General features: G+C 69.9%; 15 protein-coding genes, 1 pseudogene and 1 CRISPR repeat array. Of the genes and pseudogenes, 10 read left to right on the forward strand and 6 right to left on the reverse strand.

Features of this window, described 5'->3' with window-relative positions:
• Positions 1-347 precede the first annotated feature (347 nt).
• Entirely contained in the window at positions 348-1,598 is a 1,251-nt protein-coding gene (locus ACFV6H_RS22355) for a transcriptional regulator (RefSeq protein WP_385545080.1), read from the forward strand.
• A 184-nt stretch (positions 1,599-1,782) separates the two neighbouring features.
• Positions 1,783-2,116: direct repeats of the CRISPR family, unit length 29 nt; unit sequence GTGGTCCCCGCGCACGCGGGGTTGGTCCC.
• Between the two features lie 76 nt (positions 2,117-2,192).
• On the opposite strand, the gene ACFV6H_RS22360 is transcribed toward ACFV6H_RS22355, so the two are convergent.
• From ACFV6H_RS22360 to pdhA, 4 genes and pseudogenes are all read right to left on the reverse strand, one after another.
• Positions 2,193-3,296 carry a methyltransferase domain-containing protein gene (locus tag ACFV6H_RS22360; RefSeq protein ID WP_385544820.1) on the reverse strand — a complete coding sequence of 368 codons (1,104 nt, stop codon included), beginning with the start codon at positions 3,294-3,296 and terminating at the stop codon, positions 2,193-2,195.
• An 86-nt stretch (positions 3,297-3,382) separates the two neighbouring features.
• Entirely contained in the window at positions 3,383-4,891 is a 1,509-nt protein-coding gene (locus tag ACFV6H_RS22365) for a dihydrolipoamide acetyltransferase family protein (RefSeq protein WP_385544823.1), read from the reverse strand.
• Positions 4,892-4,905: 14 nt separating this feature from the next.
• Positions 4,906-5,886 (reverse strand): alpha-ketoacid dehydrogenase subunit beta, encoded by a 981-nt coding sequence (locus ACFV6H_RS22370; RefSeq protein ID WP_384784397.1) that lies wholly within the window; start codon positions 5,884-5,886, stop codon positions 4,906-4,908.
• A gap of 158 nt (positions 5,887-6,044) precedes the next feature.
• Positions 6,045-7,199, reverse strand: a pseudogene (gene pdhA, locus ACFV6H_RS22375) (pyruvate dehydrogenase (acetyl-transferring) E1 component subunit alpha); the annotation flags it as partial.
• Between the two features lie 334 nt (positions 7,200-7,533).
• Between pdhA and ACFV6H_RS22380 the strand changes: the two are divergent.
• The 3 genes from ACFV6H_RS22380 (at position 7,534) to ACFV6H_RS22390 (ending at position 10,009) form a co-directional block, all read left to right on the forward strand.
• On the forward strand, positions 7,534-8,193 hold the full coding sequence (locus tag ACFV6H_RS22380; RefSeq protein WP_384979480.1) for a response regulator: 660 nt from the start codon (positions 7,534-7,536) through the stop codon (positions 8,191-8,193).
• A 142-nt stretch (positions 8,194-8,335) separates the two neighbouring features.
• A complete protein-coding gene (locus ACFV6H_RS22385) occupies positions 8,336-8,752 on the forward strand; it encodes a pyridoxamine 5'-phosphate oxidase family protein (RefSeq protein WP_385544827.1) in 417 nt (138 codons plus the stop codon).
• A gap of 228 nt (positions 8,753-8,980) precedes the next feature.
• On the forward strand, positions 8,981-10,009 hold the full coding sequence (locus ACFV6H_RS22390) for a phosphotransferase (protein WP_385545083.1): 1,029 nt from the start codon (positions 8,981-8,983) through the stop codon (positions 10,007-10,009).
• 159 nt (positions 10,010-10,168) lie between these two features.
• Here ACFV6H_RS22390 and ACFV6H_RS22395 read toward each other — a convergent pair whose 3' ends face one another.
• Complete coding sequence (locus tag ACFV6H_RS22395) at positions 10,169-11,779, reverse strand: protein kinase (protein WP_384979315.1); 1,611 nt, start codon at positions 11,777-11,779, stop codon at positions 10,169-10,171.
• A 420-nt stretch (positions 11,780-12,199) separates the two neighbouring features.
• Here ACFV6H_RS22395 and ACFV6H_RS22400 point away from each other — a divergent pair, with 420 nt between their 5' ends.
• The 6 genes from ACFV6H_RS22400 (at position 12,200) to ACFV6H_RS22425 (ending at position 20,061) form a co-directional block, all read left to right on the forward strand.
• Positions 12,200-13,936: a protein kinase gene (locus ACFV6H_RS22400; RefSeq protein ID WP_385544830.1), complete on the forward strand. Its 1,737-nt coding sequence runs from the start codon at positions 12,200-12,202 to the stop codon at positions 13,934-13,936.
• A 157-nt stretch (positions 13,937-14,093) separates the two neighbouring features.
• The gene (locus tag ACFV6H_RS22405) at positions 14,094-14,861 is read left to right on the forward strand and encodes a hypothetical protein (protein ID WP_385544833.1); all 768 of its coding nucleotides are present in this window, start codon (positions 14,094-14,096) and stop codon (positions 14,859-14,861) included.
• A gap of 165 nt (positions 14,862-15,026) precedes the next feature.
• Entirely contained in the window at positions 15,027-15,647 is a 621-nt protein-coding gene (locus ACFV6H_RS22410) for a PadR family transcriptional regulator (protein WP_385544836.1), read from the forward strand.
• Between the two features lie 115 nt (positions 15,648-15,762).
• Positions 15,763-16,512 carry an ABC transporter ATP-binding protein gene (locus ACFV6H_RS22415; protein ID WP_384979327.1) on the forward strand — a complete coding sequence of 250 codons (750 nt, stop codon included), beginning with the start codon at positions 15,763-15,765 and terminating at the stop codon, positions 16,510-16,512.
• Positions 16,509-19,358 (forward strand): FtsX-like permease family protein, encoded by a 2,850-nt coding sequence (locus tag ACFV6H_RS22420; protein WP_385544839.1) that lies wholly within the window; start codon positions 16,509-16,511, stop codon positions 19,356-19,358. Before ACFV6H_RS22415 ends, ACFV6H_RS22420 begins: the two co-directional genes overlap by 4 nt.
• Before the next feature lie 157 nt (positions 19,359-19,515).
• Positions 19,516-20,061 carry a bacterial proteasome activator family protein gene (locus tag ACFV6H_RS22425; RefSeq protein ID WP_384979333.1) on the forward strand — a complete coding sequence of 182 codons (546 nt, stop codon included), beginning with the start codon at positions 19,516-19,518 and terminating at the stop codon, positions 20,059-20,061.
• A 114-nt stretch (positions 20,062-20,175) separates the two neighbouring features.
• On the opposite strand, the gene ACFV6H_RS22430 is transcribed toward ACFV6H_RS22425, so the two are convergent.
• Positions 20,176-21,165, reverse strand: a complete 990-nt coding sequence (locus tag ACFV6H_RS22430; protein WP_385544842.1) for an NAD(P)H-quinone oxidoreductase — start codon at positions 21,163-21,165, stop codon at positions 20,176-20,178.
• Positions 21,166-21,228: the final 63 nt, after the last annotated feature.

Consider the following 21,228-nt stretch of genomic DNA (forward strand, 5'->3'; position numbering starts at 1 on the left):
TTTTTTTAAACCCCCCCTTTTCAAAACCTCACCCTGTTTTTCCTCCTCCTCCCCCTCCCCTATTATCACGGGGCGGCGGGCCCTGCGGGCCGGCCCGCCCCCCCCGCCGCCCGGCCCCCACGACAGGCCGGAGACACGGCGCATTTGGGTACCGCACGGTGGGAAGAATTCGATGTCGTCCGATCGCCCGCGTGCGCGTGCACAGTCAACTCGCCCTCAATACGCCGTCTCTGGTGCCGCAAAGGGGTGCGTATTTCGCACGGGGCCGCCCAGGGGTGCCAGGATCGGACAGTGGACGGTCAGACGCTTGGGGGGCGGGCATGATGGCACCAGACGGCATCGGCGCCATGCTGAGAGGACTCCGTGAAGCGGCGGACCTCACCCGTGAGGAACAGGCTCAGGTCTTACAGAAGGCCCAAGGCGGCAAGTGGTTCGACCCCGAGAACTTGAAACGCTGGGAGACCGAACGGCGTCTCCCCATCCCGAGGTGGCACCAACTGCTGGCAAACGGATACGGGCGGCCCGTGGAAGAGATCGTCCGGGCAGTAGCGGCTTCAAGGCGCCAACGCAGGCTTGAGCGCCGGGCGGCCGGCGGTGAGGGAGAGGAGGGTACGGCGGTGAACCGAAGGAAGTTTCTCGGCACGGCGGGGCTGGCGACAGGAGGCATCGCCCTGCCCGGTATCGCAGAGGCGCGCCAGGGCATCGATGTCGGGCTGTCCGGCTCCGACGCAGGTGACCTCGCCTATCTCAACGGGGCGTTCGAGCGCCATCGGGGCGGCTACCGCGGGCGCCCGCCCAGCGCCGTGCTCGCGCGGATGCGCGACGATCTGAACCTTCTGCGCGAGGTCCTCGGTCGGCCGCACCCTGCCGACGCCCGCGCGACGCTGGCCCGTACCGCCGCCGGGATCGCCGGCCTGGTCGCGATCATCCAGCACGACCGGGGCGACCAGCGCGACTCGCACGGCTGGTTCGCCACCGCCGAGCGAGCGGCCCGCGAGTCCGGCGACCGGCACATGCTCGCCTGGGTGCTGGCCCGGCACGCGATGGTCCCCCTCAACTATGGCGCTCCGGATGCCGCCGCCGCGCTGGCCGACCGGGCCTGCGCCGAAGCCGGCCGGACGCCGACCGCCGCCGCGGCGCTGGCTGCTGCGGTCTCCGCGCGAGCACGCGCCGCTGCCGGTGACCACAAGGGCGCACTCCGGGCTGTGGCCGATGCGCGCGGCATCGCCGAGAACCTGGACACCGCGCAGTCGGCCGACACCTGGTTCGGCTATCCCCAGCAGAAGCACCACGTCCATCTCTCGCAGGCGTTCACTCTCATGGGCCGCACACGCGAGGCATACGCCGAGCAGGAAGCCTCGCTGGCCCTCACCCGCTCCCAGTCCGTCATGACCCGCGCCCTGTTGGCCATGGACACCGCGACCTGCCTCCAAGCGGACGGCGACCCCACAGCGGCGGCCGACATGGCCGTGGACATCTGGCAGCAGCTACCGGAGGCGTACCGAGGCGGACTGGTCCAATCCCGGGCCGAAGCCCTGTATCACACGCTCTCCGGTACGGCCCAGACGCGGCTGGGCGATGTTCTCATCGGCCGCTAGCCGGGAGGTTCCCAAAGACGCCCAGTACTGCCCGCCCGGAAACCCTTCGGGCGAGTTCCGGAGCGGGCTGGCTTGACGGCTTACCCGATCCATCCAGAAATACAGAGATACGACACTTATGACGGAATCCCTGGAAGTAAGTAAGAACGAGCCCCTGGCCATGTAAACCAGCAGGTCAGCTCCTGTGGTCCCCGCGCAGGCGGGGTTGGTCCCTCGATCGTTCCCGTCGCCGGGCCACCTCCCGCGTGGTCCCCGCGCACGCGGGGTTGGTCCCCGCCAGGGCGTGTTCCGCCCGATCTCCCCGTAGTGGTCCCCGCGCACGCGGGGTTGGTCCCGCGCTGATGGTCAGCTTGTGGAGAACCCAGTGGTGGTCCCCGCGCACGCGGGGTTGGTCCCTTCGTTCTCCAGGGCCGCGATGCCCTGTCCCGGTGGTCCCCGCGCACGCGGGGTTGGTCCCCGGTAAGCCTTGACGCGCTTGTGCAGGTCAGGGTAGTCCCCGCGTATGCGGGGATGGTCCCAGCGGGACGGCGGCGTTTCACTGGGCGCTGGTGTGGTCCCCGCGCACGCGGGGTGAGGTGGGCTTGCGCGGCTTCGTCAGGCGGGGCTTACCTCGTTGGCCGGGGCGTCCAACCAGGCCGTCTGTTTGCCGGTTGGGGTGATGGTGAGGCCGAAGCGGGACAGGCGTGGGGTGCCCTGGTGTTGCCACCAGGTTCGGGCCGTGGTGATTTCGTCCCAGAGTCTTCGGGGGCCGGCCTGTTGGACCGCGTCGTCCGACTGCCAGTTCTGGTATCTGGCCGAGGCCCAGGACCCGTTCCCGTCCGCCAGTCGGATCTGGAAGGTGCCGGGCGGGTCGGCGACGTCCCAGGTGTGGGTGTAGCGGACATTCGGGACGCGCAGGCCGATGGCGAAGGCCGCGTGCACGTTCTCCAGGGCCAGGTCCGGGTCCATTTCGGAGCGGCCCATGTGGTCCGGGGGCGTGCCGGGCGCCGAAGGCTGGGTAGGGCGTTGCGCGCGCATCCACATGAAGCTGACGTCGGCGACGAAACGGCCGTACGAATCCTGGCCGCGTTCGCCGACCACCAGTCGCAGCAGACCGGCGTTGGCGTACGGCGTGCCCCATGGCGTGACGATCACGCCACCCGGCCGGGTCTGTTCGATCCAGGCGAGCGGGACGTGCCGTACGGCCGCCGTCGAGTGGATACGGTCGTACGGCGATCCGGCGGGCCAGCCGGCGAGACCGTCCCCGACCACGCGACGGGGAGCGAAGCCGGCCGCCTTCAACCGTTTCGCCGCGTCGGCCGCGAGCTGCGGGTCGACTTCCACGGTCGTCACGTGCTCGTCGCCGAGCCGGCCCGCGAGAAGGGCGCTTGTCCAGCCGGTGCCGGTGCCGATGTCCAGTACGACATCCCCGTCGGCCACGCTCAGGTGGTGGAGCATCGTCGCCACGAGCGAGGGCATGGACGCCGACGACGTGGCGACGCCCGGTCCGTCGTCCGCGCCGTCGTCGAGCTGTGTCACCACGGCGTCGTCGGCGTTGACCAGCGCCCACCACTCGGCCTCGTCGGCCGCCCTGGTGATCCGCCGGTAGCCGATGGGCGCACCGTCGTCCGGAACCCATACCGTCTCCGGCACAAAGGCCGACCGCGGAGCACGCCCGAACGCGCCCCGCCACTCCTCGCCCAGCGCACCGGTCTCCATGCGTCGATGCTCGCAGAAGCCCGGCCCCGGAACCCATGGCGCGGGTTTCGGGGCCGGGTGGTGGTGCAGGGGCTGGCCTGGGAAGGTCAGGACCAGGTGATCAGGCGCTTCGGCTGTTCCAGGATCGCCGCGGTGTCCGCGAGGACCTTGGAGCCCAGTTCGCCGTCGACCAGGCGGTGGTCGAAGGAGAGCGCGAGGGTGGTGACCTGGCGGGGCTTGACCTTGCCCTTGTGGACCCAGGGCTGGAGCTTGATCGCGCCGACCGCCAGGATCGCGGACTCGCCCGGGTTGAGGATGGGCGTGCCCGTGTCGACGCCGAAGACGCCGACGTTGGTGATGGTCACCGTGCCGCCCTGCATGGCCACCGGCGTCGTCCTGCCCTCACGGGCCGTGGAGACCAGTTCGCCCAGCGCGGCGGCCAGTTGAGGCAAGGTCTTGTCGTGCGCGTCCTTGATGTTCGGCACGATCAGTCCTCGCGGAGTGGCAGCCGCGATACCCAGGTTGACGTAGTGCTTGACCACGATCTCCTGGTTCGCCTCGTCCCAGGCCGCGTTGACCTCGGGATTGCGCTTGATGGCGACCAGCAGCGCCTTGGCGATGAGGAGCAGCGGATTGACCCGCAGGCCCGCCATGTCCTTGTCGGACTTCAGCTCCTCGACCAGCTTCATCGTGCGGGTCACATCGACGGTGACGAACTCCGTGACATGCGGCGCGGTGAACGCGCTGCCCACCATGGCCGCCGCCGTGGCCTTCCGTACGCCCTTGATGGGGATACGGGTCTCCCGGGCCGGACCGGCCTGTGCCGCCGGTACAACCGTCGGCGTGGGCGCGAGCGCCGGTGCCGCTGCCGGGGCCGCCGCTGTCACAGGCGCCGTCGCCGGGAGCGGCTCCCGTACCTGCTCCGTCGGCGCGACCGCCGCGTACACGTCCTCGCGAGTGATGATCCCGTCCTGGCCCGACGGCGTGACCGTCGTCAGATCCACTCCGAGATCCTTGGCGAGCTTGCGCACGGGCGGCTTGGCCAGCGGCCGTCCGCCACCCGGCACACCACCGGGCCCGCCCACGACCGGCGTTGCACGGCCATTCAGCTCCGCCTGGATCGCCGCAGCAGCGGCGGCGGAGACAGAAGCGCTCGCCTGCTCAGGTACGGACGCTCCCCTGCGCGGGCGCCGCTTCGTGGACGCCTCCGCCACTCCGTAGCCGACCAGCACCGGCTGACGGCCCGTCGGCTCCTCGGCGACCGGTCCGTCCACAGCGGCCGGTCCGGCGACAGCAGTCGGCGCCGCCACGGCCGGCTCACCGCTCCCCGGCGCCACATCCACCGTGATGATGGACACGCCGACATCGACCGTCGTGCCCTCCTCGAACCGCAGCTCGTGCACCACGCCGTCGTACGGAATGGGCAGTTCGACGGCCGCCTTCGCCGTCTCGACCTCGCACACCACCTGGCCGTCGGTCACCGCGTCGCCCGGCTGTACGTACCACTTGAGGATCTCGGCCTCGGTCAGGCCCTCGCCCACATCGGGCATCCTGAACTCGCGGTAGCGGTCCGGGGCGCCGGCAGCCGATGGGCCGGTGGAGGTATCAGCAGTCATGGTCACGGCACTCCTCAGTACGCGAGCGAGCGGTCGACGGCGTCGAGCACCCGGTCCAGGCCCGGGAGGTACTCGTCCTCCAGCCGGGCCGGCGGATAGGGCGAGTGGTAGCCGCCGACCCGCAGCACCGGTGCTTCAAGATGGTAGAAGCACCGTTCCGTGATCCGGGCGGCGATCTCCGCTCCCGAGCCGTAGAAAACGGGCGCCTCGTGCACCACGACCAGTCGGCGCGTCTTCTCCACCGACGTCTGGATCGTGTCGAAGTCGATCGGGGACATCGAGCGGAGATCGACGATCTCCAGCGACTTGCCCTCCTCCTCGGCCGCCGCGGCGGCTTCGAGACAGACCTTCACCATCGGGCCGTACGCGACGAGCGTGAGATCCGCTCCCTCCCGCGCCACCCGCGCCCGGTGCAGCGGGCCCGGGATGGCCTCGGTGTTGACCTCGCCCTTGTCCCAGTAGCGCCGCTTCGGCTCGAAGAAGATCACCGGATCATCGGTCTGGATGGCCTGCTGCATCATCCAGTACGCGTCCGACGCCGTGGACGGCGAGACGATCTTCAGACCGGCCACATGCGCGAACAGCGCCTCGGGCGACTCGCTGTGGTGCTCGACCGCGCCGATGCCGCCGCCGTACGGGATACGGATCACCACGGGCAGCTTGATCTTGCCCAGCGCGCGGGCGTGCATCTTCGCGAGCTGGGTGACGATCTGGTCGTACGCCGGGAAGACGAAACCGTCGAACTGGATCTCCACCACCGGGCGGTAACCGCGCAGCGCGAGACCGATGGCCGTGCCGACGATGCCCGATTCGGCGAGCGGCGTGTCGATGACCCGGCCCTCGCCGAAGTCCTTCTGGAGTCCGTCCGTGACGCGGAAGACACCGCCGAGCTTGCCGACGTCCTCGCCCATGATCAGGACTTTGGGGTCGGTGTCGAGGGCCTTGCGCAGCGACTCGTTGATCGCCTTGGCGATCGGAAGCTTCTGTACGGACATGATCAGCGATCCCCCTCGTGAACACCCGGGCCACCGGCAGCACCCGCCGCGCCGGCACCACCGGCCACGCCCGCCGTGCCGGCACCACCCGCACCACCCGCAGCACCCGCCACGCCCGTGACACCCGCCGCGGCGATCGCCGCGTCCGCAGCCGGATCCGCGTCCACGAACGACGCCTGGTACGCCGCGAACTGCGCACGCTCCTCGTCGACGAGCGTGTGCCCGTCGGCGTAGACATGGTCGAAGATCGCCATCGGGTCCGGGTCGGGCATCGCCCGTACCACCTCTCGTACCCGCTTCCCGAGCGTCTCGCTCTCCTCGTCCAGAGCCGTGAAGAACGCCTCGTCCGCGTGGCCCTCCCGCTCCAGATACCGGCGCAGCCGCAGGATCGGGTCCTTGGCCTCCCAGGCCTCGCGCTCCTCGTCCGCGCGGTACTTGGTCGGATCGTCGGAGGTGGTGTGCGCGCCCATGCGGTACGTGAACGCCTCGACCAGCGTGGGTCCCTCGCCCCGGCGCGCCCGCTCCAGCGCGGAGCGCGTCACGGCCAGACAGGCCAGTACGTCATTGCCGTCGACCCGGACGCCCGGGAAGCCGTAGCCCTGCGCTCGCTGGTAGAGCGGCACCCGGGTCTGCTTCTCGGTCGGCTCGGAGATCGCCCACTGGTTGTTCTGGCAGAAGAAGACGACCGGCGCGTTGTAGACCGCGGAGAAGGTGAACGACTCGGCGACATCGCCCTGGCTGGAGGCGCCGTCCCCGAAGTACGCGATCACGGCCGAGTCCGCGCCGTCCTTGGCGACGCCCATGGCATAGCCCGTGGCGTGCAGCGTCTGCGAGCCGATCACGATCGTGTAGAGATGGAAATTGTTGCTGTTGGGGTCCCAGCCGCCGTGGTTCACACCGCGGAACATGCCCAGCAGATTGGTGGGATCGACGCCGCGGCACCAGGCGACGCCGTGCTCACGGTAGGTCGGGAAGACATAGTCGTCGTCGCGCAGCGCGCGGCCCGAACCGATCTGCGCGGCCTCCTGGCCCAGCAGCGACGCCCACAGTCCCAGCTCGCCCTGGCGCTGGAGCGCCGTGGCCTCGGCGTCGAAACGGCGGGTCAGGACCATGTCCCGGTACAGCCCGCGCAGCTCCTCCGCCGTCACGTCGATCTGATAGTCCGGGTGCTCGACGCGCTCGCCCTCGGGGCTGAGCAACTGTACGAGCGGGGGCTCGGAACTCTGCGGCTGCGGCGTCCTCTTCGCGCTGGCGCGCTTGGTGCCGCTGCTGCGTCGCGGTTTGCGCGCGGCAGCAGTGCTCTCCACGGTCACGTGCGTGCTCCTCCGTCTGTCCGGCCCCCGGGATCCGCCGGGAACCAGTGCGGCTCGCCTGGACCCGCCACGGGCACGGGGTGGGTGCGACGCGGTCGGGACAGGCGTGACAGGTGCCCCGGCGAGCGCTCTGTCACAGGCACGTTACCCAGTGGGCCGCAATACTGCGAAACCCCATCTGACCTGCAATTTTGCTTGGATTTCCAAGTAAATCGACAAAGTCTGGAACAACCACTGGTCACAGCCTCGCAGGCCGCCGGAACAACGGCACGTTATCCCGCTGATCTGCGGCAGGGAAGGGCAGGGAGGAAGTGAGTGTGTGAGACTGAATTCTGTGCACCAAGAAGGAAAAATCACGGTATTTCTAGTTGATGACCATGAAGTCGTCCGTCGGGGTGTCTACGAACTTCTCTCCGTCGAGGACGACATGGACGTCGTAGGCGAAGCGGGCACGGCGGCGGACGCCATGGCCCGGATCCCGGCGACGCGCCCGGATGTGGCCGTGCTGGACGTCCGGTTGCCGGACGGCAGCGGAGTGGAGGTCTGCCGGGAGATCCGTTCGCAGGACGAGAGCATCAAGTGTCTGATGCTCACCTCCTTCGCCGACGACGAGGCGCTCTTCGACGCGATCATGGCCGGGGCCTCGGGTTATGTGCTCAAGGCGATCCGCGGCAACGAGCTGCTGACGGCGGTACGGGACGTGGCGGCGGGCCGCTCGCTGCTGGACCCGGTGGCCACGGCGCGGGTACTGGAGCGGCTGCGCAGCGGCAGCGGCCCCAAGGGCGACGACAAGCTGGCCGCGCTCACGGACCAGGAGCGCAAGATCCTGGATCTGATCGGCGAGGGCATGACCAACCGGGCGATCGGCGAGGCGCTGCATCTCGCCGAGAAGACGATCAAGAACTATGTCTCCAGCCTGCTCTCCAAGCTGGGGATGGAGCGGCGGTCCCAGGCGGCGGCGTATGTGGCGCGCCTCCAGGCGGAGAAGAACTGAGCCGGGGGGTCACCTGTTGCGTTGGGTCACCCGGTCGGCCGTGGTACCGCGTCAGGCCCTGTCCTAACCGGGACCAACGTCCCTCGGTTGAAGGGCCGCGTCCTCTGTTGACGAGGCGGTTCCGTGACGGAGAGTGGACAACATGTCCACCGAGGAAATCCGTGCCATAGAGCTGCTCACCCGCGTGTCGTACGGACGCGTCGCGACGAGCATGCGGGCCATGCCGTTCGTGGCCCCCGCCCGCCATGTGGTCACGGGCGGCTCGGTCCTGCTGCGGATGCACGCCGGCCACGGCTACCACCGGGCCTGCGGCGGCGGAGTGGTGGCGTACGGCGCGGACAACTTCAGCAGCGACGAGCCCGACCGCTGGTCGGTGCAGTTCACAGGGACGGCCGAGATCATCCAGCCGACGGCTCCTGAGGTGGAACTGTTCGGCGGAGGCCCGCACCGGGTGGACGGAGAACCGTTCGATCCGGTGTATATGCGGCTTGTACCACAGTTCGTCACCGTACATACGCTCGACTACTCCCGAGAGCGACGTAGCCAACACGCTGCGTGATCTAACATCTGACAAGTGCCGCGCTCATATGAAATCGCTGCGCCTGCTGCGACCGTTGTCATCCCTCAGCCCGTTGCCGCTCGTGCCAGCCATGCAAACCATGCAAGCCCTGTTCCCGTAAGCCTCGTAAGCCCCGCAAGTCCCGCCGGCTCCGTAAGTCCCGCCGGCTCCGTCAGCCTCGCAGTCCCCGTAAGTCCCGTAAGCCCGGCGTTACCCTTAGCCACCGCGATCCCCGGCGCGCGCGCCGGTCATTCCGCTCCTCCCGTCCGTACGCTGCTCCGCCGCTACCGGAACACGGGCGAGCCGCTGTCCTGCGAACCTGTCGCCCAAGGGCTGCTCAATCACGGCTACCGGGTCCGCACCACGCGCGGCTCCTACTTCCTCAAGCACCATCTCGACGGCGATCACCAGGCCATCACGCGCCAGCACCGCGCCACCCAGCGGCTCCAGACGCTCGGCGTGCCCGTCGCACCGCCCGTCGAGAACGCCGACGGCGACACCGTCTCGGTCATCAAGGGCCGCTGTTACGCCCTGCATCCCTGGGTCGAAGGGCGCCATCGCGACGGCACCCAGCTCACGGCCGTCGAATCACGGCACCTCGGCGGGCTTCTCGGCCGGGTGCACACCTGTCTGGAGCGGGTGATGGAGCCGGATCCCGCGCCGCTCGCGTACGACAGCCTCTACGACAGCCCGGACCCGGCCGACACCTTCGAGCTGATTGACGAACTGCTGGCGCTGGCCCGTGGCCGTACGCCTCGGGATCCCTTCGACGCCCTCGCCGAACACCGTCTCGTGGAACGCCGCGACCTGCTGGAACGCCATGCCCACCGCCGTCCGCGCCCGGGTGCCGAGCCGGCCACGGGCTGGGTGCACGGCGACTTCCATCCCCTGAATCTGCTCTACCGGGACGAGGAGCCTGCCGCGATTGTCGACTGGGACCGGCTCGGCGTACAGCCACGGGCCGAGGAGGCCGTACGGGCCGCGGCGATCTTCTTCGTACGGCCGACGGGCGAGCTGGAGCTGCCGAAGGTACGGGCGTACGCGCGCGCCTACCGCCGCGCGGCCGGAGCCGCCGCCTCCGAACTGGCCGCGGCCGTCCACCGGGTGTGGTGGGAGCGGCTGAACGACTTCTGGGTGCTGCGCTGGCGCTATCAGCTGGACGACCGGAGGGCCGACCCGCTGTTCGCAGCGGTGTCGGCCCTCGCGGTGTGGTGGACAAGGGAGTACGAGGCGGTCTGCGAGGCCTTCGCGGGCTGACCTCCGTACCGGTCCCGGGGCGCACCCGGGACCGGGACCCGGGGGCGCCCCGACAGGGACCGGGTGGCGCGCCTCGGAAGAGTGATCGGGGTGATCGGCCGCCGGTGCCTCAGCCCTGCCGGTGCCTCAGCCGCCGAAACTCGGCCTGCGACCTCAGCCTCAGCCGCCGGTGGTGCCACCGAGCGGACCGCCGGTGTCGGCACCGGTGTCGGTGCCGCCCGGATCGCCTCCGCCGCCCGGCGTCCCGCCGCTCGGGTTCCCATTGCCGCCGCCGTCCGGCGGCGTCGACGACGTCGGATCGGTCGACGGTTCGCCGGTGGTCCCGCCGTCGCTCGTACCGCCGCCGTCCGTCGTACCCGTATCGGTGCTGGACGGCGTGTCCGTCGGCTTGTCGGAGGGGGTCAGGCTCGGGGTCGGCTTCTCGGGCGGCGGCCAGTTCGACCCGCCGCCGCCGTCCGACGAGTCGTCCGTCTGCTGGGTCTCGCTCGGCTCGTCCGACGGTGTCGGGGCCTTGTCGCTCGGTGTCTCCTGGGTCGGCGAGGGCGGCGGAGTATCCGACTTGCCGTCATTGCCGGTGTTGCTCATGCCGTTGATGGCGTAGGCCACTCCCGCCACGATCGCGATCACCGCGAGCGCGACGAAGAGCCACAGCTTGCCCCGGCCGCCACCGCCGCCGTGATGGCCGCCGTCGTATCCGCCGTCGTGCGGATTCATCGGCGGCAGGATCGGGCTCTGCGAGGTGTCGCCGTGCGGCGGATGTCCCATCGCGGTCGTCGCGGCCATGCCCATCGCCGGAGTGCTGCCGCCGATGTGCGTGTCGAACGTGCCGGTGTTCCAGGTGCCCGTGTGGCTGCCCTGCTGCTGGAGCATCTGCAAGCCGTACTGGATCAGTCCGCGCATCTCCTCGGCGCTCTGGAACCGGTCGTCCGGCTCCTTCGCGAGCGAGCGCATCACCAGGCCGTCCAGCTCCGGCGGCGCCACGTCCGAGACCTCGGAGGGCGGCACCGGGATGTCCTGGACATGCTGATACACCACGGAGAGCGGAGTCTCACCGGTGAACGGAGGCCGCAGCGCGAGGAGTTCGTAGAGCAAGCAGCCCGTGGCGTACAGATCGCTGCGGTGGTCCACGGCCTTGCCGAGCGCCTGCTCGGGCGAGAGGTACTGCGGCGTGCCCATGACCATGCCGGTCTGGGTCATCGTCGACTGCGCGCCGTGCAGGGCGCGCGCGATGCCGAAGTCCATCACCTTCACCGCGCCGGCGTCGGTGATGATCACATTGGCGGGCTTGATGTCGCGGTGCACGATGCCGTGCTGATGCGAGTAGGCCAGCGCCTCCAGCACTCCGGAGACGATGATCAGCGCCTGCTCGGGCGGCGGCGCCTCGGCGTTGACCAGCAGATCGCGGATGGTGCGGCCCTCGACCAGCTCCATCACGATGTACGGCACGGTCTGTCCGTTGACCGTGTCCTCGCCGGAGTCGTACACCGCCACCACCGCGTGGTGGTTCAGCCCGGCGACCGACTGTGCCTCACGGGTGAACCGGGCCTTGGAGACCGGATCCTCCGCGAGATCGGCGCGGAGCAGCTTGACGGCCACGGTGCGCCCGAGCCGTACGTCCTCCGCCGCGAACACCTCGGCCATGCCGCCACGGCCGAGACGGTGGGTCATCCGGTAGCGTCCGTCGCCGACCAGCCCTCCGACCAGGCCGCCATCGCCCCAGGAGTCCGCGGCGTCCGACACTCCGCCGCCTGCTTCGGGTTCGGGTGCCATCAGTCCTCGCCGTCGTTTCTGTCCGCTTCACGACCGCGCGCGCGGTCCGCGGTATGCCTGTGTTTCTCAGGGTGTTACTGAGGGTGTTTCTCAGGGGTGGTGGTCGGTGCTCGTCTTCGGGATTGGCTATGGCACATCACGCTACAGCCTCCGTATGACACGCCGGTCCACGGTGGACCGGCCATGAAACCGGGCAACGCGATACCCACGCAAATTCCACCCTTGTTCCATGCTTGTTCCACGCTTTTCCGGTAACGCTTCCGAGACGCTTGTTGTGCGTACGGTCACGGAACGGGCACCCGGCTTGACGTGTCTCTGCCCTCGGGCAGACTTGGCGCGTAATAACGGGATCACCGCGTGAGCACCATCGCGTCCACTGCTTGTCGGACCGCGTCTGCGCGCCGAGGGGGAAGCACAGTCATGAGCCAGCACGGCGCACGGGGCCGCTACGCGGGCGGTTCGGTCGCGGGCGGCCGGTACCAGCTTCGCGATCTCCTCGGCGAGGGCGGGATGGCGTCCGTATATCTCGCGTACGACACGGCGCTCGACCGCCAGGTCGCCATCAAGACGCTCCACTCGGAGCTGGGGCGCGAGCAGTCCTTCCGCGAGCGGTTCCGGCGCGAGGCCCAGGCTGTGGCCAAGCTGTCGCACACCAATGTCGTCTCGGTCTTCGACACGGGCGAGGACACGCTTCAGGAGAGCGGCGCCGCGGCGGGCTCCGGCGCGCTGATGCCGTACATCGTCATGGAGTACGTCGAAGGGCATCCGCTCGGCTCCGTGCTCCAGCGGGACATCGCGCAGTACGGCGCGATGCCGGCCGACAAGGCGCTCAAGGTGACGGCCGATGTGCTGGCGGCGCTGGAGGCCAGCCATGAGATGGGCCTCGTGCACCGGGACATCAAGCCGGGCAATGTGATGATGACCAAGCGCGGCATCGTCAAGGTGATGGACTTCGGCATCGCGCGCGCCATGCAGTCCGGCGTCACCTCGATGACGCAGACCGGCATGGTCGTCGGTACGCCGCAGTATCTCTCGCCCGAGCAGGCGCTGGGACGGGCTGTGGACGCCCGCTCCGATCTGTACTCGGTCGGCATCATGCTCTTCCAGCTGCTGACCGGCCGGCTGCCGTTCGACGCGGACTCACCGCTGGCGATCGCGTACGCCCATGTGCAGGAGGAGCCGGTCGCTCCGTCCACCATCAACCGTTCGGTCACTCCGGCGATGGACGCGCTGGTCGCGCGGGCGCTGAAGAAGAACCCGAACGAGCGGTTTCCGAGCGCTTCGGCGATGGGCGACGAGTGCGCGCGCGTGCTGACCGCCGGGCAGGCGGGCGCTCCGGTGATCGTGCCGGGCGCCGCACCGCACAGCGGCAGCGGCTCGGGCGTGGGCTCGGCGGTCTTTCCGCCGGTGGACCAGTCGGGCCAGGCACCGCCATCGCCGCCGCACGGTGTGCGGACGCCGTACAGCCCGGGATCGTACGGACCGCCGACGCCCGCCACGCCACCGGCGGCGCCGCGAACGCCTGGCCCCGGCGCCGGTCCGGGCTACGGCTATCCGCAGTCGGCCCCGGCGTACCAGGCTCCTCAGCAGCACATGCAGCCGATGGCGCAGACCCCGCCGCCGTACACGATGTCGCCGCAGCCCGCGACCGCTCCCGGTGGCCGTGGCGGCCATGGCGCGCACGGCGGGAGCCATGGCGGTGGTCACGGCGGCGGTGGCGGCAGGCGGAACATGCCGGTCATCGTCGGTTCGATCGTGGTCGCGCTGCTGGCCATCGGCGGTCTGATAACGGCACTTTCGCTCAACGGTGACGACACGGGCACCGGCGGCGGTGCGGCGGACCCGGGCAGTTCCGCCCAGGAGGGCTACCGAGCTCCGGAGCGCAATCGGACGATCGACACATCGGACTGCACGGACGCCTCGGAGGACGGGCTGGATCCGTCCAAGGTGACGGCTCCCGACCTGCGCTACAAGGACATCCTCTCGGTGAAGGACTGTCTCCGTGAGGCGGGCTGGTCGTGGGCGCCGGTGAAGTCGGAGAACGACGGGTCCTGGGCCAAGGACATCGTGATCGACCAGTACCCGAGGCCGGGGGCCGCGGTGCCGCCGGACGGGCAGGAGTTCGAGCTGACGATCTCCACGGGGTACGCCGGGTAGTCGCGGGCATCGCGGGACAGTCCGGGCTGCGCGTCCGGGCTGCGCGTCCGGGCTGCGCGAGGCAGTCGCGGAGTCCGCCGCATCCACTGCGTCCGGCGCATCCGGCGCAGGAACGTTTCGAGATGCCGGATTTGTCATTACATGTGACGCTGAGTCGGTGACTCCTACGCTCCGCACTCCCTGCGCGATCGCGGTCGCGTCGCTGCTGATCGCCGCGCCCGGCGCGTACGCCGAGGAGTCCGCTCCACCCGTGACAGGTCCCACAGCCTCCGCCGAGTCGGCCCTCTCGTTGGCCGGCCGTCCGGCCGGAGAGGGACGGCCACGGCCCGGGAGACCGCAGGAGCCCGAGACGGTGTCACCGGACGACGGAAGCCCGCGTACGGACGACGTCGGCGACGGAGACGGCGACAGCGACTCGGAGGCCGATCCCGGGGCGGAGTGGGAGTCGGGCTGGGAAGCGGACGAGGAGACGGACGGCGATCCGGAGACGGATACGGAGACGAGCCCCGCACCTTCCGTACATCCCAGCCGGCCGACCAAGGTCCCGGCCTCACCGTCCGACGCCCGCCCTCGTACGTCGCCGTCCGAGCCCGCATCGCCTTCCCGCTCCGACGAGAACGACGAGAGCGAGGAGGACGAGGAGGCCGAGCCGGGAGGGAACAGAAAGGGCACGGACGGGACGGGCGACGGGACCGACCGGAAGACGGACGGACACGCGGCGGAGGAGCCGCTGGAGGAGTTCGTCCATCCGCCGGAGGACTCCGAGGCGCCTCGGCGCCGGCCGCCCGCCGCCGCCCGTGAATCGGCCACCCGGACCGTCACCGGTCCCGCCGCGCGGCCGGTTCCGGTGCTGACGCTGGGCACGGGAATCACACTGATCGGGCTGGGCCTCGGCTTCCTCGGACTACGGCTCCGCCGCCGCTGAGCGCCTCTCCCAGCCCCGTATCCGCGCCCACAATTGCCCGGCGTCGGGGCCCATATCCGCCCGGCGTCGGCGGGCACTCGGCATTCGCGTCATCCTTATGGCGTATTTACCTGGTCCGCCTCAGGTCGCTTGCGGGCTACGCCATACCCGGTATACATACTGAGTATGTCGATTCGCCATGGGCTGCTGGCCCTTCTGGAACGCGGCCCGCGCTACGGCTCTCAGCTCCGTACGGAGTTCGAGTCCCGCACGGGTGCCACCTGGCCGCTCAACGTCGGCCAGGTCTATACGACCTTGAGCCGTCTGGAGCGTGACGGCATGGTCGCCCAGGACGGCGAGGACCGTGCGGGCCACGCGCTCTATGCGATCACCGACGCCGGCCGCGCGGAGCTGAGGTCCTGGTTCCGTACGCCGGTCGACCGCACCAGCCCGCCGCGTGACGAGCTGGCGATCAAGCTCGCCATGGCCGTGGGCGCGCCCGGCGTCGACATCCGGGAGGTCATCCAGTCGCAGCGCCGCCACACCGTCAAGGCGATGCAGGACTACACCCGGCTCAAGGCCCAGGCCCTGGAAGCCGTCCCGGCCGACCGGCACGAAGTGGCCTGGCTGCTCGTCCTGGAACAGCTCATCTTCCAGACCGAGGCCGAGGCCCGCTGGCTCGACCACTGCGAAGCCCGGCTGATCCGGCTCGCGCTGCTGCCGGAACCGGGCAACCGGCCGTCGGGCACCGCCTCGGACACCACCTCGTCGGCCTCGGTCGATGTTTCGGGCGGCACCTCGGCCTGACCGGCCCGGCCCGCCGCCGTATCGCACTCTCCTCGCCCATCTCTTCCTCGCCCAGCTCTTCCAGCACACATACCTCACACACGTATGCGCGCGTACCGCCCTAGGGGGATCCCTCATGCCCGAAAACGCACAACCGTCGCAGCAGCCCGTGCTGCAACTCCAGGAACTGACCCGTGTCCACGGCAGCGGCGCCACCGAGGTCCATGCCCTGCGCGGTATCAACCTCGATGTGTTTCCCGGCGAACTCGTCGCCGTCATGGGTCCCTCGGGCTCCGGCAAGTCCACGCTGCTGACCATCGCGGGCGGCCTCGACACGCCCAGCTCGGGCCGTGTCATCGTCGAGGGCACCGACATCACCACCGTCGGCCGCAAGCAGCTCGCGGCCCTGCGCCGCCGCAGCATCGGCTATGTCTTCCAGGACTACAACCTCATCCCGGCCCTCACCGCCGCCGAGAACATCGCGCTGCCGCGTGAACTCGACGGCACCTCCGCGCGCAAGGCACGCACCGAGGCCGTGGCCGCGCTGGCGGAGATGGGTCTTGAGCAGCTCGCCGACCGGTTCCCGGACGAGATGTCCGGCGGCCAGCAGCAGCGCGTGGCGATAGCCCGCGCGCTCGTCGGCGACCGGCGTCTGGTCCTCGCGGACGAGCCGACCGGCGCGCTGGACTCCGAGACGGGTGAGTCCGTACTCGCCCTGCTGCGCACACGCTGCGACGCGGGCGCCGCCGGTGTTCTGGTCACCCATGAGCCGCGCTTCGCGGCCTGGGCGGACCGGGTGGTCTTCCTGCGGGACGGCGCAGTTGTCGACCAGACCATCCGCAGCCAGGCGGACTCGCTGCTCACGGGCCAGGCGGCCGAACTGTGAGGACCTGGTACCACTCCTGGCGCGCGGCCCTGCGGATCGCCCGTCGCGACGCCTGGCGCTCCAAGGGACGCAGCTTTCTCGTCCTCTCCATGATCGCGCTTCCCATCCTCGGCGTGAGCGCCTTCGATCTGACGCTGCGCAGCTCCGAGCTGTCCACCCAGGAGCAGCTCGACCGCACGCTCGGCCGGGCCGATGCCCAGATCAGCGATCCGGAGTTCGGCGGTGTGCCGCTCTATCAGAACCCCCAGGCGGACAATTACTCGCCGGTCGACGACTTCGAGAACGAGCCCTGGCCCGATGGACCGGGCGATATCGCCAAGGCCATTCCGGCCGGCGCCACGGTCCTTGAGGACACGCTGGGAACCGGAAAGCTCCGTACCACATACGGGCTGCTCCAGACCGAGATCCGTGAGCTGAAGGCCGCCGACCCGATCGCCGACGGCATCATGCGCCTCAATGAGGGCCACTTTCCCGAGCGGGCCGACGAGGTCGCCGCGACCAGCCACTTCCTGGAGGTCAGCGGGCTACGGGTGGGTTCGGAGCTCACCGCGCGTGGACTCGCCACCGAGTACCGGATCGTCGGCGCCTACGAACTGCCCGACTCGCTGGACACCGACCAGGTCAACGCGCTCCCCGGGGCATTTCTGGCGCCGCTCGACAAGGCGCTCCAGGCCGACGGGCTGCCGGAAACGAACGCGAGCACCACTCAACTCATCCGCGTTCCGGGTGGTTTCACGTGGAACATGGTGAAGGAGGCCAATACCCATGGCCTGGTGGTGACCTCCCGTGCCGTGGCCCTCGATCCGCCCGCCGACGCGGATGTGCCGCTGTACCAGCAGGACGACCAAGGAAGGTACGAGCAGAGCGCGGTCGCCAATGCCACAGAGCTGGCAGCGGCGGGCACCGTCGTCGGCCTCGCCATGCTGGAGATCTGTCTGCTGGCAGGTCCGGCCTTCGCGGTCGGTGCCCGGCGCTCGCGCCGTCAGCTCGGTCTGGTCGGTGCCAACGGCGGCGACCGGCGCCATATCCGGGCCATCGTCCTCGGTGGCGGTCTGGTGATCGGTGTCGCCTCGGCCGTCATCGGTACGGCCCTCGGTCTGGGCCTCACCTATGTACTGCGTCCCGTCCTTGAGGACTATATGGGCCGGCGTTTCGGCAGCTTCGACATCCGGCCGCTGGAACTCCTCGGTATCGCGCTGCTCGCCGTGCTCACCGGTCTGCTCGCGGCAATCGTCCCGGCCGTCACCGCCTCCCGGCAGACCGTCCTGTCCTCGCTCACCGGCCGCCGCGGAGTGCGCCGGAGCAGCAGGGTCCTGCCGGTCCTCGGGCTGATCGCGGTCGCGTTGGGTGCGGTGATCGCGCTGTACGGCTCGACGATGACCGACCAGTTCACGATCGTCGCGGGCGGCAGCGCCATCGCCGAGCTGGGCGTGGTCGCGCTGACACCGGCCCTGGTCGGGCTGTTCGGCCGGCTCGGCCGCTGGCTTCCGCTCTCGCCGCGGCTGGCGCTGCGGGACGCCGTACGGAACAGAGGCCGCACGGCGCCGGCCGTGGCGGCGGTGCTGGCCGCGGTCGCGGGCACGGTGGCGGTCGCCACGTATGCCGCGAGCAGCGATGCCCAGGACCGGGCCGCGTACGAGCCGCGACTCCCTCATGGCGCGATCTCCGTGGCGGTCTACGAGGACGACGGCGGCCGGGATGTTCCGGCCATACGCACGGCGGTCCAGAAGAATCTGCCCGTCGATCTGCGGGCCGATGTGGACCGTATCTCCGTCGGAAAGCCGAACTGCTCGATGTACCGCGGCGACAACGGCTGTGGACGGTTCGAGGTCGTCGTCCCCAAGGCGCATCAGTGTCCGCTCTGGGCCACAGGGCCGGACGATCCTTCGGAGAAGTTCAGCAAGGCCGAGCGGCGCAGGCTCGCCAAGGACTGGCGCTGCGAACAGGGCTCGGTCTACAGCGACGCGGACGGCGGTCTGCTGATCGGTGACGCCACTCTGCTGAAAATCCTCGGCATCAAGGATCCGGGCGCGGAGAAGGCGTTGGCGGACGGCCGGGTCGTCTCGTTCGACAAGCGGAACGTCGACACGGCCGGAAAGATCGGCATCCTGCTGATCACGGACATCGAGAAGGCGGACGCGGCCAGTCAGAAGGGCCTGCCGTCGCCCGGCACTCTCAAGTCGATCCCGGCGTACCAGGTGCCCGGGAAGCCGAACGCGTACGGCCTTACGATGATCATCACTCCGGCCACGGCGAAGGCCGCGGGAATCAGCACCGTCCCGCTCGGCGCGTACTACTCGTCCAGTGCCCTGCCGAACAGCACACAGAAGCAGAAGCTGGACGGCGAGCTGGCCAAGACCGGCAGCCAGGTGAATCTCCATATCGAGGCCGGGTACACCAGCGAGAACAGCATTGTGCTGCTGGCGCTGACGGTCTTCGCCGGACTGGTCACCATCGGCGCGGCCGGTATCGCCACCGGTCTCGCCCAGGCGGACGCCGAGGCCGATCTCAAGACACTCGCCGCGGTCGGTGCTCCGGCGCGGGTCCGCAGGACGCTCAGCGGATTCCAGTGCGCGGTGGTGGCGGCGATGGGTGTGCTGCTGGGCTCGGCCGCCGGGGTCCTCCCGGCGATCGGACTGCGGCTGACGGAGCGCCGCGGCGAGCTCAAGTTCCACGAGCGGGCGCTCGACGAGGGCTGGGGTTCCCTCACGACGCCGTATGTGCCCATCGTCATCCCTTGGGAGACGCTGGCCGCGCTGCTGGTCGCCGTCCCGCTGGGTGCCGCGATCCTGGCCGCGCTGGTCACCCGCTCGCACCGGACGCTGGGCCGCCGGGCGGCCACGTAACCGGCGGACGGCCACCGCCGCGCGGACACGTAACCGGCGCGCGGCCGGCCGGTCCGGAGTGGCGCACACGGTGAAATCGTGCCCTCGTACGAGGATGGATCGTCTTCGTACGGGGGCACGCCATGTGGTGACTCACATGTGCGAGACAATGGGCCGTATGGAGATGCCGAGTAACGAACGGTCGCAGGAGAGCCCCCATGTCCTCGTGGTGGGACAGGACGGGATGGCACTCGGCGGCGGTGGTGGCGGTGCCGACGAGGGACGCGAGATTCCTGTGACGGAGATGGTCGAACAGCCGGCCAAGGTCATGCGCATCGGAAGCATGATCAAGCAGCTTCTTGAGGAGGTACGGGCGGCTCCTCTGGACGAGGCGAGCCGGGTCAGGCTCAAGGAGATCCACGCGGGCTCCGTGAAGGAGCTGGAGGACGGTCTCGCTCCCGAGCTGGTCGAGGAGTTGGAGCGGCTCTCGCTTCCGTTCACGGATGACGCGATTCCCTCCGAGGCCGAGCTGCGTATCGCGCAGGCCCAGTTGGTGGGCTGGCTGGAGGGCCTGTTCCACGGCATTCAGACGGCGCTGTTCGCCCAGCAGATGGCGGCCAGGGCGCAGCTCGAACAGATGCGCCGCGCGCTGCCGCCGGGCTCGGTCCAGGACGACGAGGGCGAGCAGGGACACGGCGCGCTCCGCTCCGGCCCGTATCTGTAGGTCCCTTCTGCTGGTCCCTTCCCTCACGGCCCGGTACACCGGAGGCGCACCGGGCCGGGGGCGGCCGTCAGTCGGGGTGATGGTCGGTCGGGGCGTGGACCGTCGGGATGGTCGTCAGCCGGCGGTCGGCGTGAGCAGCAGCACCTTGCCGACATGGGTGCCGGAATCCAGTACGCGGTGTGCCTCCGCCGCCTCCGGCATGGCCATCGTCCGGTCCACGACCGGACGGATGTCACCGTTGTCGATGAGCGGCCAGACATGCTCCCGTACGGCCGCGACGATCGCCGCCTTCTCGGACTGGGGACGGGCACGCAGCGAGGTCGCCGTGATCGCACCGCGCTTGTGCAGCAGCGCGCCCAGATTGAGTTCGCCCTTGACTCCGCCTTGGAGACCGATCACCGCGAGCCGGCCGTTCACGGCCAGGGCCTTCACATTCCGGTCCAGATACTTGGCACCGACGATGTCGAGGATGACATCCGCGCCGGCGCCGTCCGTGGCCTTGCGGATCTCCGCGACGAAGTCCTGCTCGCGGTAGTCGATCAGGATGTCCGCGCCCAGTTCGGCGCAGCGCGCCAGCTTCTCGGAACCGCCCGCCGTGACCGCGACCCGCGCGCCCACCGCCTTGGCGAGCTGGATGGCCATCGTGCCGATACCGCTCGCGCCGCCGTGCACCAGCAGCGTCTCGCCGGGCCGCAGATGCGAGATCATGAAGACGTTCGACCAGACGGTGCAGGTGACCTCGGGAAGCACCGCGGCCGTCGCCAGCTCCAGGCCCTTCGGTACGGGAAGAAGCTGGCCGGACGGTACGGCGACCTTCTCGGCATAGCCTCCGCCCGCCAGAAGCGCACACACCTCGTCGCCGACGGCCCAGCCCGCGACTCCCGGGCCGAGCGCGCTGATCCGTCCCGCGCACTCCAGACCGGGGTACGGGGAGGCGCCGGGCGGAGGATCGTAGAAGCCCTGCCGTTGCAGAAGATCGGCACGGTTGACGGCGCTCGCCACGACCTCGACGAGGACCTCGCCCTCGCCGGGTACGGGATCGGGCACCTCGGCCCAGACGAGCGCCTCGGGGCCACCGGGTTCCGGAATCGTGATCGCATACATGAGCGCGAGGCTACTCCCGCGCTCCCCGCGGCGGCCGGTCCTACGACACGTTGGAGCACGTTG

Origin of the sequence: Streptomyces sp. NPDC059743, assembly GCF_042732975.1 — a bacterium.
Taxonomy (GTDB): Bacteria; Actinomycetota; Actinomycetes; order Streptomycetales; family Streptomycetaceae; genus Streptomyces.

Coding starts and splice junctions, on each gene's coding strand:
- ACFV6H_RS22410 (WP_385544836.1), top strand. CDS start 15,027: ATGTCGATTCGCCATGGGCTGCTGGCCCTTCTGGAACGCGGCCCGCGC.
- ACFV6H_RS22365 (WP_385544823.1), bottom strand. CDS start 4,891: ATGACTGCTGATACCTCCACCGGCCCATCGGCTGCCGGCGCCCCGGAC.
- ACFV6H_RS22430 (WP_385544842.1), bottom strand. CDS start 21,165: ATGTATGCGATCACGATTCCGGAACCCGGTGGCCCCGAGGCGCTCGTC.
- ACFV6H_RS22400 (WP_385544830.1), top strand. CDS start 12,200: ATGAGCCAGCACGGCGCACGGGGCCGCTACGCGGGCGGTTCGGTCGCG.
- ACFV6H_RS22360 (WP_385544820.1), bottom strand. CDS start 3,296: ATGGAGACCGGTGCGCTGGGCGAGGAGTGGCGGGGCGCGTTCGGGCGT.
- ACFV6H_RS22415 (WP_384979327.1), top strand. CDS start 15,763: ATGCCCGAAAACGCACAACCGTCGCAGCAGCCCGTGCTGCAACTCCAG.
- ACFV6H_RS22395 (WP_384979315.1), bottom strand. CDS start 11,779: ATGGCACCCGAACCCGAAGCAGGCGGCGGAGTGTCGGACGCCGCGGAC.
- ACFV6H_RS22425 (WP_384979333.1), top strand. CDS start 19,516: ATGGAGATGCCGAGTAACGAACGGTCGCAGGAGAGCCCCCATGTCCTC.
- ACFV6H_RS22370 (WP_384784397.1), bottom strand. CDS start 5,886: ATGTCCGTACAGAAGCTTCCGATCGCCAAGGCGATCAACGAGTCGCTG.
- ACFV6H_RS22385 (WP_385544827.1), top strand. CDS start 8,336: ATGTCCACCGAGGAAATCCGTGCCATAGAGCTGCTCACCCGCGTGTCG.
- ACFV6H_RS22355 (WP_385545080.1), top strand. CDS start 348: ATGCTGAGAGGACTCCGTGAAGCGGCGGACCTCACCCGTGAGGAACAG.